13 protein-coding genes are annotated in these 15,585 nt (G+C 55.1%); 3 read left to right on the top strand and 10 right to left on the bottom strand.

Annotated elements, in window-relative coordinates; translation table 11 throughout:
* Window positions 1-104: 104 nt before the first annotated feature.
* Entirely contained in the window at window positions 105-1,721 is a 1,617-nt protein-coding gene (locus A3466_RS21780) for a peptide ABC transporter substrate-binding protein (RefSeq protein WP_063452314.1), read from the bottom strand.
* Between the two features lie 183 nt (window positions 1,722-1,904).
* On the opposite strand from A3466_RS21780, the gene mpaA reads away from it, so the two are divergent.
* Window positions 1,905-2,618, top strand: a complete 714-nt coding sequence (mpaA, locus tag A3466_RS21775; protein WP_063452313.1) for a murein tripeptide amidase MpaA — start codon at window positions 1,905-1,907, stop codon at window positions 2,616-2,618.
* On the opposite strand, the gene ycjG is transcribed toward mpaA, so the two are convergent.
* The gene (ycjG, locus tag A3466_RS21770) at window positions 2,609-3,574 is read right to left on the bottom strand and encodes an L-Ala-D/L-Glu epimerase (RefSeq protein WP_063452312.1); all 966 of its coding nucleotides are present in this window, start codon (window positions 3,572-3,574) and stop codon (window positions 2,609-2,611) included. The two genes, mpaA and ycjG, sit on opposite strands and share 10 nt — an antisense overlap.
* A 106-nt stretch (window positions 3,575-3,680) precedes the next feature.
* On the opposite strand from ycjG, the gene tpx reads away from it, so the two are divergent.
* Complete coding sequence (gene tpx / locus A3466_RS21765) at window positions 3,681-4,187, top strand: thiol peroxidase (protein WP_063452311.1); 507 nt, start codon at window positions 3,681-3,683, stop codon at window positions 4,185-4,187.
* 34 nt (window positions 4,188-4,221) lie between these two features.
* On the opposite strand, the gene tyrR is transcribed toward tpx, so the two are convergent.
* The 3 genes from tyrR to A3466_RS21750 all read right to left on the bottom strand — a co-directional run bounded on the left by tyrR (window position 4,222) and on the right by A3466_RS21750 (window position 8,321).
* Window positions 4,222-5,763, bottom strand: coding sequence for a transcriptional regulator TyrR (gene tyrR / locus A3466_RS21760; RefSeq protein ID WP_063452310.1), 1,542 nt, complete (start codon window positions 5,761-5,763; stop codon window positions 4,222-4,224).
* A 111-nt stretch (window positions 5,764-5,874) separates the two neighbouring features.
* Window positions 5,875-6,927 carry a YcjF family protein gene (locus tag A3466_RS21755; protein ID WP_063452309.1) on the bottom strand — a complete coding sequence of 351 codons (1,053 nt, stop codon included), beginning with the start codon at window positions 6,925-6,927 and terminating at the stop codon, window positions 5,875-5,877.
* Complete coding sequence (locus A3466_RS21750) at window positions 6,924-8,321, bottom strand: YcjX family protein (protein WP_063452308.1); 1,398 nt, start codon at window positions 8,319-8,321, stop codon at window positions 6,924-6,926. The genes A3466_RS21755 and A3466_RS21750 overlap by 4 nt, the downstream gene beginning before the upstream one ends.
* Before the next feature lie 155 nt (window positions 8,322-8,476).
* On the opposite strand from A3466_RS21750, the gene A3466_RS21745 reads away from it, so the two are divergent.
* Entirely contained in the window at window positions 8,477-9,487 is a 1,011-nt protein-coding gene (locus tag A3466_RS21745; RefSeq protein WP_063452307.1) for a LacI family DNA-binding transcriptional regulator, read from the top strand.
* A gap of 33 nt (window positions 9,488-9,520) precedes the next feature.
* Here A3466_RS21745 and A3466_RS21740 read toward each other — a convergent pair whose 3' ends face one another.
* The 5 genes from A3466_RS21740 to A3466_RS21720 form a co-directional block, all read right to left on the bottom strand.
* The gene (locus A3466_RS21740) at window positions 9,521-10,435 is read right to left on the bottom strand and encodes an OmpG family monomeric porin (RefSeq protein ID WP_063452306.1); all 915 of its coding nucleotides are present in this window, start codon (window positions 10,433-10,435) and stop codon (window positions 9,521-9,523) included.
* 65 nt (window positions 10,436-10,500) lie between these two features.
* The gene (locus A3466_RS21735; protein WP_063452305.1) at window positions 10,501-11,583 is read right to left on the bottom strand and encodes an ABC transporter ATP-binding protein; all 1,083 of its coding nucleotides are present in this window, start codon (window positions 11,581-11,583) and stop codon (window positions 10,501-10,503) included.
* A gap of 13 nt (window positions 11,584-11,596) precedes the next feature.
* The gene (gene pgmB / locus A3466_RS21730; protein ID WP_063452304.1) at window positions 11,597-12,262 is read right to left on the bottom strand and encodes a beta-phosphoglucomutase; all 666 of its coding nucleotides are present in this window, start codon (window positions 12,260-12,262) and stop codon (window positions 11,597-11,599) included.
* Window positions 12,252-14,531, bottom strand: a complete 2,280-nt coding sequence (locus tag A3466_RS21725; RefSeq protein ID WP_063452303.1) for a glycoside hydrolase family 65 protein — start codon at window positions 14,529-14,531, stop codon at window positions 12,252-12,254. Before A3466_RS21725 ends, pgmB begins: the two co-directional genes overlap by 11 nt.
* Window positions 14,525-15,583 (bottom strand): Gfo/Idh/MocA family protein, encoded by a 1,059-nt coding sequence (locus A3466_RS21720; protein WP_102750176.1) that lies wholly within the window; start codon window positions 15,581-15,583, stop codon window positions 14,525-14,527. Before A3466_RS21720 ends, A3466_RS21725 begins: the two co-directional genes overlap by 7 nt.
* Window positions 15,584-15,585 lie beyond the last annotated feature (2 nt).

Raw genomic sequence — 15,585 nt, 5'->3', positions numbered from 1 at the left:
GGATTTATGGTAAAAACTCGGCTGTAGATAGCATTAACCCTGCGTTCAGGCGCTTAAGCGATGTATGGTTATTTGCCATGACCACTTAAGCGCCTTACGTGGTTTTAGTGCTTTTCAATGTACATTGTACGACTGTACGCAACATCCTCTGGGTTATTTATCGGATACCCTTTAACCCAGGGTTTAATGAGACGGCCATTGGTATACTGATAAATAGGGGCAATCGGTGCTTTCTCGGTGAGGATCTTCTCGGCCATGTTGTAGTCTGCATTACGCGCTTTTTCAGTCGTTTCAAGCGTCGCCTGATGAAGAATCTTATCGTACGCAGGATCGTTAAACCGGGAGATGTTGCCGGTGTGTGAGGACGTCAGCAGCGACAGGAAAGTCGACGGCTCATTGTAGTCCCCTACCCACGACGCACGGATCACGTCAAAATTTCCGGTATTGCGGCTGTCGATGTAGGTCTTCCACTCCTGATTCTGCAACTTAACGTCAACGCCCAGATTTTTCTTCCACATAGATGCGACGGCAATTGCGATTTTCTGATGGTTTTCAGACGTGTTGTACAGCAGAGTTAATTTCAGCGGGCGCTGGGGACCATAGCCTGCCGCCTGCAATAACGTTTTCGCCTGAGCATTCAGCTCCTGCTGTGACATCTGCTCAAATGGCGAGGTTTCCGGCGTAAAACCGGCAGTGACATCAGGAGTGAAATGCCAGGCCGGTTTCTCACCGGTTCCCAGGACTTTTTCTGCCATAATACGCCGATCGATAGTCATGCTGAGCGCCAGACGCACGCGCGCATCAGCGGTTGGGCCTTTTTGCGTGTTAAACGCGTAGTAATAGGTACCAAGCTGGGGCGGGGTATACACCTGCCCCGGAATATCCTTTAGCAGCTTCTGGTACATGTTTTTCGGAAATGATTCCGTGATATCAATGTCGCCCGCCAGGTAGCGTTTGGTCGCTGAGGACTCCTGGTTGATCGGCACGAATGTGACTTTTTTTATCACCGTATTGGCGTTATCCCAGTAGTGAGTATTCGGCTCAACCACAAGCTTTTCATTCACCACGCGATCTTTCAGCACATATGCACCGTTGCCGATGAGCGCGCCAGGGCGCGTCCATTCTTTACCGCTTTCCACGTTTGCCTTTTGAACCGGATAGAACGCAAAGTTCGCCGTGAGGTTGCTGAACCATGGCAGTGGTTTGTCCAGCTGCACGCGCAGCGTTTTAGCATCGACTGCCGTCACGCCGAGCGTATCCGGAGCAGCTTTTCCATCAATAATGGCCTGCGCATTGTTAATGCCCGCGAGCGCTGCAAACCAGGCGAACGGTGACGTCGTTTTGGGATCAACCAGGCGACGCCAGCTGTAGACAAAATCTTGGGCCGTCACCGGGCTACCGTCAGACCACTTAGCGTTATCCCGCAACGTGAATGTCCAGACACGGTTATCATTGCTCTGCCAGCGCGTCGCCACGCCGGGAACCAGCTCCCCTTTTTCGTTCTGATTCACCAGCCCTTCATAAAGGTCGCGGATCACCTGTATCTCGGGTAAACCCACCGCTTTAGCCGGATCGAGCGACGCGGGTTCATCTTTGATGTGTCGAACCAGCTCCTGCTTTTGCGCCAGAACCGTTCCTTTGGGAACCTCCGCGGCATATGAAAGTGAAGATAGCCCGCACAGCCACAGCGCAGTACAAAGAAGCGAAACAGGATGCTTCATACGATCCCCTTAATGATGTCAGGTAACAGGCAGATGCGTAATTATTTGTTTCGACACGGAGAAATGCAAATGCTTCCTCTGGAAAGTTGATGTCAGGCAATTTTCCATCCAGACGGAAACTATTTGATTAAGCGCGGGTTTTGCACAACACTGCCAGAAGCGACTTCATCATCAGGGTTTACTATGGCAACCACCCGACCAAGAACGGAACGCGGCGCCTTCCCGCCCGGGACTGAACATTATGGCCGCTCATTTTTAGGCGCTCCACTGATCTGGTTCCCCGCACCCGAGCCCGATCGTACCAGCGGCTTAATCATTGCGGGCACGCATGGCGACGAAAACTCGTCCATCGTAACGCTTTCGTGTGCGCTACGTACGCTGGCCCCCGATTTACGACGACATCATGTGATTCTGAGCGTCAACCCGGACGGTTGCCAGCTTGGATTACGGGCAAATGCACGAGGCGTTGACCTAAACAGGAACTTTCCGGCAGCAAACTGGCGCGCGGGTGAAACGGTGTATCGCTGGAACAGTTCGGCGCAGGAACGCGATGTGGTTCTGCTCACGGGCGACAAACCGGGTTCCGAGCCCGAGACTCAGGCGTTGTGCCAGCTTATTCATAAGATCCACCCGGCCTGGGTAGTCTCTTTCCACGATCCCCTCGCCTGTATTGAAGATCCTCGTCATACGGCGCTCGGGCAGTGGCTGGCGGATGCGTTTGCTCTTCCGCTGGTAACCAGCGTCGGCTATGAAACTCCCGGGTCGTTTGGAAGCTGGTGCGCCGATCTCGGCCTGCACTGTATCACCGCAGAATTTCCTCCTATCTCCTCGGATGAAGCGAGTGAAAAATACCTCAGAGCGATGACAGATCTTCTGCGCTGGCAGCCTCAAAGATGAAGAACGCCAGAGGTAAAACTCAGGGCGGGTGAAACGTCAACCGCCAGCCAGGTTGGGCCATCCAGATCGGCAAAACGCACGCTGTTCACCAGCGGGAGTGCAGCTCCGATCGCTCTGGACGTGCACAACATACAGCCCAGCATCAGGGTAAAGCCTTGCGCCTGCGCATGCTTTGCCAGCGCCAGGGCCTCGGTTAACCCCCCTGTTTTATCCAGCTTGATGTTCACCATCTCGTAGCGGCCTTTGAGATCTGAAAGACTCTCGCGCGTATGACAGCTTTCATCTGCACAGACGGGAAGCGGATGAATAAAATTCGCCAGCGCGGCGTCGTCGTCTGCCGGGAGAGGTTGCTCCAGCATGGCAACGCCCAGATCGGCAAGCAGCTGACAGCGGGCCGCCAGCCCTTCGCTGTGCCATGACTCGTTCGCGTCGACTATCAGGGTGGCATCTGGAACCGCCGCCCGAATGGCGACCATGCGTTCGCTAATCAGACGATCGTCGAGCTTCACCTTTAATAAGGTTGCACCGGTGGCATATAACGCCTGAGCGCTGGCCGCCATTTGCTCGGGTTCACCAATGACGACCGTTTGCGCGGTGACGATCGATTGCGGCAGCGTAACGTCCAGCAGTGAAGGCAGCGGTTTGTGTTGCTTCGCCGCTTCCAGACTCCAGAGCGCGCAGTCGATCGCGTTGCGTGCCGCGCCGGCCGGCAACCGCTGCTGAAGGGCCTCACGCGTCAGGCCCGCCTGCAAGTCGGGCACCACCGTCATAATTTGCGCCATGACTGAGGCCAGGCTTTCTCCGTAGCGAGGATAAGGGGTACATTCCCCGACGCCTTTTATGCCGTCCTCTTCACATTCAACCACCACCACGCAGGCCTCATTACGGCTGCCGCGCGAGATCACAAACGGGGTGTGCAATGGCCAGGCTTCTTCATAGACCTTAACGCTTCTCATCACTGACTCCTTGCAGGCCGGTAAGGCATAAAATTGGTTTGCCGTGCTAACTGCGGATGACATACACTAGCCACGACGTTAACTATTTGTAAACAGGAAGATATCTATGTCACAACTCGTTCATTTCCAGGGCAACCCGGTAGCTGTTGCAGGTTCCATCCCTCAGTCTGGCAGCAAAGCACAGCCTTTTACTCTGGTGGCTAAAGATCTGTCTGACGTCACGCTGAGCCAGTTTGCTGGCAAACGTAAAGTCCTGAACATTTTCCCAAGCATCGATACGGGCGTTTGCGCGGCATCCGTGCGTAAATTCAACCAGCTGGCGACCGAAATGGACAACACCGTGGTGCTGTGCATTTCTGCTGACCTGCCGTTTGCCCAGTCCCGCTTCTGCGGCGCTGAAGGCCTGAGCAACGTCATCACCCTTTCCACTCTGCGTAGCCCGGATTTTCTGGAGCAATACGGCGTTGCCATTTCCGAAGGCGCGCTGAAAGGTCTGGCTGCACGTGCGGTGCTGGTCATCGACGAAAACGACAACGTTGTTTTCAGCGAGCTGGTTAACGAAATCACCACCGAACCGGATTACACCGCTGCACTTGAGGCACTTAAAGCCTAAACGTAAAAAAGCCTCTGCAAAGAGGCTTTTTTGTTTATTCGTCACCCTTCTTCTGATTCAACCCATACTCGCGCAGCTTATTCGCAATCGCAGTATGTGAGACCCCAAGACGTTTCGCCAGCTTGCGCGTGCTCGGATAGCTACGATAAAGCTGTGTTAACACCGAACGCTCGAAACGGCTAGTGATATCGTCCAGCGAGCCTTCCATGGCCTCTTCGCCTACCGAGACCGTCCCGGCATCGTAATCCGGCAACAAAATATCCTGAGGACGCAGTTCATACCCTTCAAGCTGAGTTAATGCGCGATAAACCGCATTTTTTAGCTGACGAATATTGCCCGGCCAGCCGTAACGCGTCAGCACGGTACCGAGGTCGGCAGAAAGCTTCGGACGCGGCACGCCCTGCTCGTCGGCAAAACGGGCGACGAAAAGCTCCGTCAACGGCATGATGTCCTGCGGGCAATCGCGCAGTGGCGGGATATTGAGCGTCAGAACGTTCAGACGATAGTAAAGATCTTCGCGGAATACCCCTTTCTGCACCAGCTCCACCAGGTTTTTCTGGGTGGCGCAGATGACGCGCACATCCACGTGCACTTCATGATCTTCCCCCACGCGACGGAACGTGCCGTCATTCAGGAAGCGCAGCAGCTTCGCCTGCATGCGGGGCGACATTTCGCCAATCTCGTCCAGCAGCACCGAACCGCCGTTTGCCTGTTCAAAGAAGCCTTTTTTGCCTTCCGGCGCATGCCCGAACAGCTCGCTTTCCACCGCATCTTCCGGAATCGATGCACAGTTCAGCGCCAGATACGGTTTTGCCGCGCGCGGGCTGGCCATGTGCACAGCATGCGCCAGCAGATCTTTCCCCGTGCCGGTATCACCGGTAATCAGCAGCGGCGCGGTCAGATTAGCCAGCTTGCGCGCCTGGTCGATCACGTGACGCATCTTCGGGCTTACCGCAATAATCTGGCTGAATGCGCCAACGTCCTGGCTGGACAGATTCTGTAACTGGCGGCCCATGCGCACCGTGGAGCGCAGCATGATCACTGCGCCGGTCAGCACCCGCGCGGCATTTTCGCCTTTCAGGTAGACCGGCGTGATCTCCATCAGGAAATTCTGTCCGTTGATGACGACGTGCTCGCTATGGGTATTTTGCGGGCTGCTGTCCAGCCAGCGCTGGAAATTAAACCCCGGGATCAGCTGCGTAGCGTGGTGACCGATGAGCTTTTCCTGGCTCTGCGCAAACAGCTGGCAGCTGGCCTGGTTAACGCGCTCGACTTTATTTTTCAAATCGAGAGACAGAAAAGGCTCCGGCATCGCTTCAAGCAGTGCGCTCAGCGCGAGATGTTCTCGCTCGGACGGCATCCAGGGGATGGTGCGAACATCCGTAACGCCAGCGATACGGCGGATTTCCGCCATCAGGCTACTGAAAGTATTAAATTCAATTTCGGCAAAGTTAAGGTAAATTCGCCCGACAGGGTCGATCTCAATGCCACGTAAATCAATGCTACGTAAAACAAGAAGATCGAGTAACTCGCGGGTCAGACCGAGACGGTCCTCACAAAAGACTTCCAGACGCATGGGAAATTCACCGTTTAAGCCATTAACAGTAAAATGATATGTCAGATCACGGTATTCGGGAAGATGGCTGTCAAGAAATATTGACAGCCAGTACGAATAGTAAACAAATCCTCACTGCACAGGTTTTTTACTGAGCGTCTCTTTAAGCTGACCTACCAGCTCGCGGCGGAAATCGCCCAGTCGCGGCTTGTCGCCGTCGATCCAGGGAAGCGGACGACAGACCTCCATCGCTTTAATACCTAAGCGTGCCGTCAGCAGACCGGCACCGATCCCCTGCGCTGCCCGCGCGGAGAGACGCGCCGCGAGATCCTGCGACATCCAGTCCATTCCGACCTCGCGCACCAGTTCGCTGGCCCCGGCAAAGGCGATATTCAGCAACACCAGTTTGAACAGGCGCAGACGGCTGTAATAGCCAAGCTCAATGCCGTACAGCCTGGCGATGCGGTTAATCAGGCGCAGGTTACGCCAGGCGATAAAGGCCATGTCCACCATCGCCAGCGGGCTAACGGCGATCATCAGCGTGGATTCCGCCGCCGAACGGCTGATCTCACGGCGAGCCTGCGCATCCAGTACCGGCTGGACTATATGGGCATACAGCGTGACTACCTCCTGATCATTCTGCGTTTCGTGGATCGCCGCATACCAGCGCTGTAGCGCCGGGTGAGAGTGATCTATCCCGGCCTGAGCCGCCAGCTTTTCACAAAAAGCACGTCCTTTTCCCGTGCCGTGGCTGTGCAGCAGATCCCGCGCTTCATCGCGCTCGTGCGCGCGCTGACGCAGACGCCAGAGGCGACGCCACTCGGTGGCGACTGAGCCTATGCCCGCACCAACGATCAACACTCCGGCGGCACAGCCACCCAGCGCCACCCAATCCTGCGTTTGCCAGGCATTGACGCCCCACTGCACGCCCTGCCCGATTACGCTCGCGCCAAAAAGGGCCAGCCCGGCGGTGACCATCTTGCGCCACAGGCTGCGTTTCGGGCGCAGTGCCGCGTCAACGACCGCTTCCGCCTGCCCCTCTTCAACCAGCGGCTCCTCTGTCAGCACGGGAGCAAAGTTGTCGGCCTGCGGGCCGCTGAAGGTTTGCGCCGTTTTAAACGCTTCATGCGGGGTCTGATCAAGCTGACCGGTAAAATCAATGCGTGGTTTCAACAGTTCCGTCATCGCAATTTATCTCCAATCAAAAACTCCAGCGCCGCATCCAGACGGATGTGCGGCAGTGGCTGGTCAACGCTCATCCTCTGCGGACGGAAGGCTTCGAACTGAAAACCCTGGCTTTGCCAGAAGGCCTGGCCCGGCAGACGCGCGGGAACTTCCCCCGGATAGACCGTGAGCGGCTCTCCGTCGCTGAGGCGGTTGCCCCGAAGGGCCGGAATTTTCTCGCCGTTAACGTCAATCAAACCGCTTTGCGTAGCCTGTACGGACGCCAGCCCCAGACAATCCATGCCGATCCCTTCGAAAGCCGCATTCTGCCAGGCATCCTGCACCAGCTGTTGCAGCAGGGAGACCATATTGGCGTGCTGATCGACCGTCACGTGGTCGGCTTTTGTGGCGGCAAACAACAGCTTATCGATGACCGGAGAGAACAAACGGCGAAACAGGGTACGCTGTCCGTAATGGAAACTCTGCATCAGCTGCGTCAGCGCCAGCCGCATATCATTGAACGCCTGCGGCCCGCTGTTGAGCGGTTGCAGGCAGTCCACCAGCACGATCTGGCGGTCAAAGCGTAAAAAGTGATTTTTATAAAAGCCCTTAACCACCTTTTCACAGTAGTAGTTGTATCGCTCGCGGAGCATACCGGCGTTGGTGGTCTTGTCCGCCTGCGCCAGCTTCGATTCGCCGATGCTGTCAACGTCCGGCCACGGGAAAAACTGGAGCGCGGGGGCGCCTGCTAAATCACCCGGCAGCACAAAACGGCCCGCCTGGATAAAATGAAGCCCCTCCTGTTTGCACTGGTGCAGGTAATCCGTCCAGGCTTCGGCTATGACGGCCAGACGGTTTTCATCCGCCGGCGCCAGCGGATCCAGCCCTTCGCAAAGCTGACGCCATTTGGTCGACCACTCTGCCCGCTGCCCCTGCAACAGGCCGGTCATCTGTCGGGACCAGCTCAGGTAATCCTGCGCCAGCATGGGTAAATCAAGCAGCCATTCACCCGGATAATCCACAATTTCGAGATACAGCGTGGACGTTTCTTTGAAGTGACGCATCAGGGATTCATTCGAGCGGAAACGAAGCGCAAGGCGAATTTCGCTCACGCCACGCGTCGGAGTGGGCCAGGCAGGAGGCTCCCCGTATAACTGCGCCAGACCTTCATCATAGGTGAAGCGGGGGATACCAAAATCACGTTGCGGTACGCGTTTCACGCCCAACAGCCGCTCCTCACGCACCGCGCTAAGCAGCGGCAGCCGCGCCCCTGCATGCAGGTTCATCAGCTGATTGACCATTGCCGTAATGAATGCCGTCTTACCGCTGCGGCTCAGCCCCGTCACGGCAAGACGCAGGTGGCGATCAACGCCACGGTTCACCAGAGAATTGAATTCGTTTTTAAGTCGCTTCATCGCCGTCCTTCATTGCCTGGAACCCTGAAAAGAGTCACTTCAGAATACAGTAAATTGGGGCAGATCGTTGATTATCAATTCTTAATTATTGCTATTGCCGTTTTCTCTCCAGTAAGATGGGCGCAATTGCTGTCCGTCTGGAGTGAGTAAGGTGTATGTCACCCACCATCTATGATATTGCCCGCGTTGCTGGCGTTTCGAAATCAACCGTGTCACGCGTTCTGAATAAACAAACGAATATTTCTCCTGAAGCGCGTGAAAAGGTGTTGAAGGCGATAGATGAATTAAATTACCAGCCTAATAAACTTGCCCGCGCACTCACCTCTTCTGGCTTCGACGCCATTATGGTTATTTCGACCCGCTCAACCAAAACCACCGCTGGAAATCCCTTTTTCTCTGATGTACTACATGCCATAGCGGCAAAAGCAGAAGAGGAAGGTTTTGATGTTATTTTACAAACGTCCAAAAGCAGTGAAGACGATCTGCAAAAATGCGTGGGTAAAATAAAGCAGAAGATGATCAAAGGGATCATCATGCTAAGCTCGCCGGCGAACGAGTCTTTTTTCTCGACGCTGGATGAATACGGCGTGCCCGTGGTTGTTATTGGTAAAGTTGAAGGTAATTACCAGAATATCTATTCTGTCGATACGGATAATTTCCGCGACAGCGCCATATTAACAGACTCGTTTATCAAGCATGGCCGCACCAAAATTGCCTGCCTGCATGCCCCGCTCGATTATCACGTTTCTATCGATCGCCTGGCGGGCTATAAGTCCAGCCTTGAGAAACACGGCATCGAAATTAACCCGGCCTGGGTTATCGATGGCGGATATACCCATGAAAGTGCGCTTCAGGCGGCCAGCCAGCTCCTCTCCTCAGACAACCCGCCCGATGCGGTTTTTGCAACTGACAGCATGAAATTGCTGAGCCTTTATCGTGCTGCGGATGCGCTAAATCTGACGATCCCGGAGCAGGTTGCCATGGCTGGGTACAGCGACCCGATGCTGTCTCTCATTTTGACCCCTGCACCCGGCGGCTTTGATATCCCAACGAGAAAGCTGGGCGAAGAGAGCTGCACTCTTTTATTCAAATGCATCGCAAGTAAACCTGCGCCGCATAAGGTGTTGGTTGAAACCCACTTTACAGATGCGGCTTCGTTACGCTAAAAACCAGGGGCGAATGCCCCTGGTATCACATCATCAGAACGCGTAATTCACGCCGACCCCCGCATAGTGGAAGCGGTCGCTGTCACCTTCGTCATGATCTTCCCATTCGTAGGCATACTCCAGCGTCATGGAAAGGCCATTCGCAAAGTCGTAAGCATAGAGCAGCCCCAGTCGGTTGAAGTCATGCCCTTCACGGGTTGGATCGTCCTGCCAGTCCCAGTTTGACCAGCGATCGAGCCCCAGACGGGTATAAGGCGTAAGCGTTGTCTGGCCTAATGAAACAGGCAAGTAGGCACGAATTTCCTGGGTGGAGAATTCACCGTTATTACGTGAACTGTCCATATTGAAACCACGCTCTAAATAGTAGTTAACTTTTGCAGAGACGGTTTCGTTTATTGTCCAGGTAAAACCGGTTTCCGTTTCAACACGGCTGTCAGAATAACCGGTTTTTCCCAGGTCATTCGCAAACTGGTACATAGCAAACCAACCGCTAAAACGCCAGTCATCGGTTAATTTCAGATCCCAGTCTGGCTGAATTTTGTAGCGCTGCATATTAGCACTGCCGTCTTTCGCACCGTGTTCATCTTTAAAGTGATATCCATAATTACGGAACCCACCCGTAAGACCCAGCGTAAAATCATCGGTGCCAATGAAGCGATACCGTAATTCGAATTCAGGGCGATCGAAATAGGTGCCACGCGTCATGCTGCTGTAATCAACCGGGCCTTCCTGATACATGGCCAGTGAAATGGTCCACGCATCATACGTGGCGTTAAACCACACGGAAGGTTCATATAATCCATCTTTATCGTCGCCCTGCCCTTCGACGTTTTCAATTTCATACATGGCACCAATATTAAACTCCCAGTGTTTTGCTGTTTCTGTTGCTTGCGCGCAGCTAACCCCTGCGCACAGAACGAGCGCAGCACTTCTTAGTAGAGTACTCATTAAAATATTCCTTTATAATTAACTCACAAAAAACCGGAAACTTTCATTTCCGGCGAACACCTTTCTTATCTAATTGCTGCTTCAGTTTCAGCATCGAAGAAATGGCACTTACTCATATCGAACTGGATGCCGATAATATCTCCTGCAACGTAATCATCCGCCGCACCCGCACGGACAACCAGTTCATGCCCACCCACGGTGGCATACAGCATAAATTCTGCCCCGGTGAGTTCAGCGACGCTGATTTTCGCCGTAACGTTTTCATCGCTACGCTGTAGAGTAAGAATGTCTTCAGGACGGATCCCAAAGACGACCGCTTTACGCTGGTAACCCTGCGCATTCAGTTCGGCGAGCTTATCTTCCGGGATCTCCAGTCGCAGCGTTTCCGTCACGAAATAGCGATCGTCGATCGCGCCACGAATAAAGTTCATCGCCGGGGAACCAATGAACCCTGCCACGAACATATTCGCAGGTTCGTTGTACACCTGTTTCGGCGCGCCCACCTGCTGGATGATGCCGTCTTTTAAAATCACGATGCGGGTCGCCATGGTCATGGCTTCCGTCTGATCGTGCGTCACATAAATCATGGTGGTATTGAGCTTCTGGTGCAGCTTGCTGATTTCAGCGCGCATCTGCACACGAAGCTTGGCATCAAGGTTTGACAGCGGTTCATCCATCAGGAAAACCCCGGCTTCACGCACTATCGCCCTGCCTAACGCCACGCGCTGGCGCTGGCCGCCGGACAACGCGCCGGGCTTACGCTGGAGATAGTCCCGTAAGCCCAGGATCTGGGCTGCCCAGCTAACGCGTTCTTCAATGATGGAGGGGGCAATTTTTTGCATCTTCAGGCCAAACGCCATGTTGTCGTAGACCGTCATATGCGGATAGAGCGCATAATTCTGGAAAACCATCGCGATATCACGGGATTTGGCGGGAACATCATTCATGCAAACCCCGTCAATAATCAGTTCACCTGCGCTGATCTCCTCAAGTCCGGCAATCATTCGCAGCGTCGTGGATTTACCACAGCCCGATGGACCGACGAAGACAATAAATTCTTTGTCCTCAATTTCGAGATTAAAATCCTTAACCACGTGGACCTGGTTATCATAGATTTTCTGAATGTGTTTCAGAGACAGTTGAGCCATTGTAAATTCCTTATCAATACGCCCGGGCTGCCCAGAACGCCGTCAGGCGTTCCCAGGTCAGTTCCTGCGTTGAATGAAGTTGTAATCCCGCATGGTCCAGGCCAGGTCCAATCCCGACCGACAGCATTCCTGCGGCGTTGATCGCTTCCACCCCCGCGGCGGCATCTTCGATACCGATGGCCTCTTCAGGACGCACGTTCAGTCCTTTACATGCCGCGAGGAAGATCTCCGGGTCCGGCTTTGAGCGGTGGATCCGGGAGGCATCGGCGCAAAAATCGAAGGCCTGATGAATACCCAGCGCATGCAATATCCCCGGGGCGTTAAGCGATACGGATGCCAGCCCAATTTTGACCTTCGCAGCACGAATATCCGCCAGCACCTCGCGAATACCCGGAAGCAGCGAATCCTGCGTCAGAGACGCCAGCGACTGGACATAGAGGGCGTTTTTCCTGGCTGCAAGCGCCAGACACTGCTCCTCACTGAACATCCCCGCTTTCCCGCCGTGCTTCAGGATGCGCTGGAGCGAATCCATGCGGCTTATCCCCTTTAGCTGTTCGTTAAAGACTTCGTCGAAGGTGATGTCGATCTCCTGGGCCACGGCACGCCAGGCCAGAAAGTGAAGGTGCGCGGTATCGGTGATCACCCCGTCCAGATCGAATACAACAGCGTTAAGCATCATGGCGCCCCTCCTTGGTAGCGGTCCCATTAACAGGTGCAGGAAAGTCCTGATGCGCATATACCTTCCGCCCCGATACGTTCAGCGTTTGACCCCACAGCGTCAACGTGACGGGTGCGGTAGTTTTAATGGTTAACAGATCATCTTCAAAGGTGATGTGCATTGTTGCGTCCCGCCACCGCAGCGGGAAGGCGAGTTTCCGCCAGTGAGCGGGCAGCTTCGGCGCAAGATGCAGTTCCCCGTCGCTAATGTGCATCCCGGCAAACCCCTGAATCGCCCCCAACCAGATCGCGCCGGTGGCCGCAGCATGTATACCGTCATCGCTGCTGTGCGGGTCGTCCCCCAGATCGATGGCGATACCGTCATGCCAGAACGCATAGGCCCCCTCGGTGTCACCGCAGCGCGCGAGCACAATGCCGTGGATAGCTTTACTCAGCGACGAATCATGAATCGTGCGCGGCTCGTAGAACGCCAGATTGGCGGCACATTGCTGCGGCGTAAACCGTTCCGGCAGCAGGTAGTTAAGCATCACGACATCGGCCTGCTTCAGGATCTGCATCTCGTTCACTTCCGCGCGGGAGTAATCGAGCAGAATGGTCTGTTTACCCGCTTTAGCCTTGTAACGGCTCAGATCTATAGCCGGTTTTGTCATAAAGGTATCATCCTGCGGGATCACACCTTCTGCGTCGGCCTCCGGTAACCACAAACGCGCCAGAAACGTCTCGGCATTTTCCGTAAAACGCGCATCGTCACGCCCAAACATCGCCATAAACTGGCGCGCGCAGGCCACGTTGTGCCAGGCCAGGTAGTTGGTGTAGGCGTTGTTGTTGACATGCTCGGTGTATTCGTCCGGTCCGATCACGTCAAGGATCTCCAGACGACCATTGACCTCCGTCGCGCGGCCCATCCAGAACGAAGCGGTTTCCATCAGCAACGTCAGGCCTTCGTGACGCATAAAGGCATCATCATGCGTCGCATGCCAATAAGCGACGACGGCCCAGCCGATATCTGCCACGATATGGTGTTCAGCGAGTGCGGAAGCCACCTTCTGGCGAACCCCAGTACGAATGTTGATTGCCGCGAACTCAGGCGTCTCTTCCTGTCCGCTGGCGGCGCTTTCCCACGGGAACAGCGCGCCCGGCCAGCCGTTACGACGTGCTTTTTCACGGGCGCCTGAGAGATTTAGCCAGCGATAGCGCAGCAGGTTGCGGGCAATCTTTGGACGGGTAAATAGATGGAACGGCAGCAGGAAAATTTCGGTATCCCAGAAGACGTGCCCCTTGTACCCCTCACCCGTCAGCCCTTTTGCGGCGATACTGCTTCGCTCATCATGGGCTGGCGTCATTGTCGTCAGGTGCCAGACGGCGTAATCCAGCGCCAGCTGATCCTGTTGCTCCGTGGAAGCCACTTCCACACGGGCGTCGCGCCAGACGTCTTTCCAGGCATACGCTGAGCTCTCACGCAGCGCCTCGTAACCTCTTGCCGCACAGACTTTGAGATCGGCCAGCGCGTTACGTGCTAAAGTTTCCTGCGACAGCGCTTTATCGCTGCGATGCGTTACCCAGACGATCTTCTCAAGCGTGACAGTGTCACCCTGAGCAATCGTCAGCGAATGATGCACGCTGAGCCGACGATTTTTGGCGGTGAAGCAGCTGTCGCTCTTCGTCGAGAGCTGGCAAAACGCCGAAATCACAATCTCAGACGCCCGGTCCTGCGTTTCATAAACGCCCTGCATGTAGTGCTGGTCAAAGACTCTGACCGAGAGTTCATCCAGATGCTGTCTGCCGCTATTCGTCTGCGTCGCATCAATGCCGGTTTTCAGCACGGCCTGCGCGGAGGCATCAAGGGGGGTGATTGCGAGCTGAATAGCCACTAAAGGTAGCTGGTCCAGCGACACAAAACGGCGGCTCTCCAGCCGATAGCGTTTGCCGTTGGGTGAACGCCAGACAACGTTGCGATGCAGTTCGCCGTTGGCAAAGGCCAGCTCGCGCTGCCACTCAAGTATTTCCCCTGAAAGAAGGGTGAAATTGACGCCGTCCAGCTCAACATCAATACCGGTGATATCCGGCAGGTTGACCAATTCAGTGGTCTCGTTGCGACCCGCACGATGATAAAGGCCGGCAAGATACATGCCCCTGGTTTGCAGGGTGTAATCTTCTTCATGCGCAGCGCGAATGCCCATGTAGCCATTGCCGCAGGTCATGACAGAGGCATATTTATTCAGGCTGTGAGGACAAAATCCCGGATCGGTTAATACAGATACGTTCAGCATAATGTCACGCTTTCCCCTGTTTCTGCGGATTCATAAAGCGCGGCGACAAGCTGTTGAATAACCAGTCCCTGCTCTGCGTCAGCGATCATCACGGACTCTCCCAGCACATGCCGCACGAAGGCATCCATGCTGCGCAGATGGCGCCGATCGTCCGCCTCTTCACGCTGGGCAAGGGTTTCCAAAACACCGGCTTCGTCGTTATAGATATGCGCCGGGAACAGCGTTGCGCCCGCCTTTTCACCGCAGAAAGAGACGTTCATGATGGACTGCTCGCGGATATTAAGCGCAAAGGAGGTATCCAGACGCAGAACGCCGCCGTTGCAGAACTCGATCGTGCCAAACAGGGCATCTTCTACGGTAAACTGCGCGGGATCCCACTCGCCAAACTGGCCGCTGTGTTTCCGGTTCCCCAGCTTCTGGAAGCTGTGCGCGGTCACCCGCTTTACCGCCGGGAAACCCAGGACGTACATGGCGGCATCCAGCATATGAATGCCAATATCAATAAGCGGTCCGCCACCCTGGAGCGATTTGTTGGTGAATACGCCCCATCCCGGTACACCGCAGCGGCGCAGCGCCTGCGCCGAGCTAAAGTAGACTTCGCCGAGCGTGCCGTTCATCACCGCATCACGCAGCAGCTGGGTATCCAGGGCAAAGCGATGATGAAAATCATACGCGAGGACTTTTCCTGCCTTACGCGCCGCAATACGCATCTGGTCGGCCTGTTCCGGCGTCATTGCCGGCGGCTTTTCACACATCACATGACAACCCGCTTCGAGGGCCGCCATGACGTGTTCAAAATGGAACCGATTAGGCGAACAGACGCTTACCACATCCGGTTTTACTGTCTGCAACATCTCGTGAGCGTCCTGCCATGCCGATGGAATAGCATAACGTTCCGCGAACGCCTGTGCCTGTTCAGGGCGGCTGTCCATGACAGCCACCATTTGAACATCACTGCGCGTGGCGTAATACGAGGCATGCACTTTGTCTGCAACCTGCCCGGCGCCAATGATGGCGACGCGCAGAGGCAAAGGTGTAGAAGCACTCATCACGC

The organism is Enterobacter genomosp. S, from assembly GCF_001631805.1.
Classification (GTDB): Bacteria; Pseudomonadota; Gammaproteobacteria; order Enterobacterales; family Enterobacteriaceae; genus Enterobacter; species Enterobacter quasihormaechei.
The sequence above is the reverse complement of the archived record's forward strand: the minus strand, read 5'-3'. Positions and strand labels throughout refer to the sequence as shown.

Excerpts from the sequence above, each read along its gene's own strand:
- A3466_RS21780 (WP_063452314.1), bottom strand. The coding sequence starts at position 1,721 with ATGAAGCATCCTGTTTCGCTTCTTTGTACTGCGCTGTGGCTGTGCGGG.
- mpaA (WP_063452313.1), top strand. The coding sequence starts at position 1,905 with ATGGCAACCACCCGACCAAGAACGGAACGCGGCGCCTTCCCGCCCGGG.
- ycjG (WP_063452312.1), bottom strand. The coding sequence starts at position 3,574 with ATGAGAAGCGTTAAGGTCTATGAAGAAGCCTGGCCATTGCACACCCCG.
- tpx (WP_063452311.1), top strand. The coding sequence starts at position 3,681 with ATGTCACAACTCGTTCATTTCCAGGGCAACCCGGTAGCTGTTGCAGGT.
- tyrR (WP_063452310.1), bottom strand. The coding sequence starts at position 5,763 with ATGCGTCTGGAAGTCTTTTGTGAGGACCGTCTCGGTCTGACCCGCGAG.
- A3466_RS21755 (WP_063452309.1), bottom strand. The coding sequence starts at position 6,927 with ATGACGGAACTGTTGAAACCACGCATTGATTTTACCGGTCAGCTTGAT.
- A3466_RS21750 (WP_063452308.1), bottom strand. The coding sequence starts at position 8,321 with ATGAAGCGACTTAAAAACGAATTCAATTCTCTGGTGAACCGTGGCGTT.
- A3466_RS21745 (WP_063452307.1), top strand. The coding sequence starts at position 8,477 with ATGTCACCCACCATCTATGATATTGCCCGCGTTGCTGGCGTTTCGAAA.
- A3466_RS21740 (WP_063452306.1), bottom strand. The coding sequence starts at position 10,435 with ATGAGTACTCTACTAAGAAGTGCTGCGCTCGTTCTGTGCGCAGGGGTT.
- A3466_RS21735 (WP_063452305.1), bottom strand. The coding sequence starts at position 11,583 with ATGGCTCAACTGTCTCTGAAACACATTCAGAAAATCTATGATAACCAG.
- pgmB (WP_063452304.1), bottom strand. The coding sequence starts at position 12,262 with ATGATGCTTAACGCTGTTGTATTCGATCTGGACGGGGTGATCACCGAT.
- A3466_RS21725 (WP_063452303.1), bottom strand. The coding sequence starts at position 14,531 with ATGCTGAACGTATCTGTATTAACCGATCCGGGATTTTGTCCTCACAGC.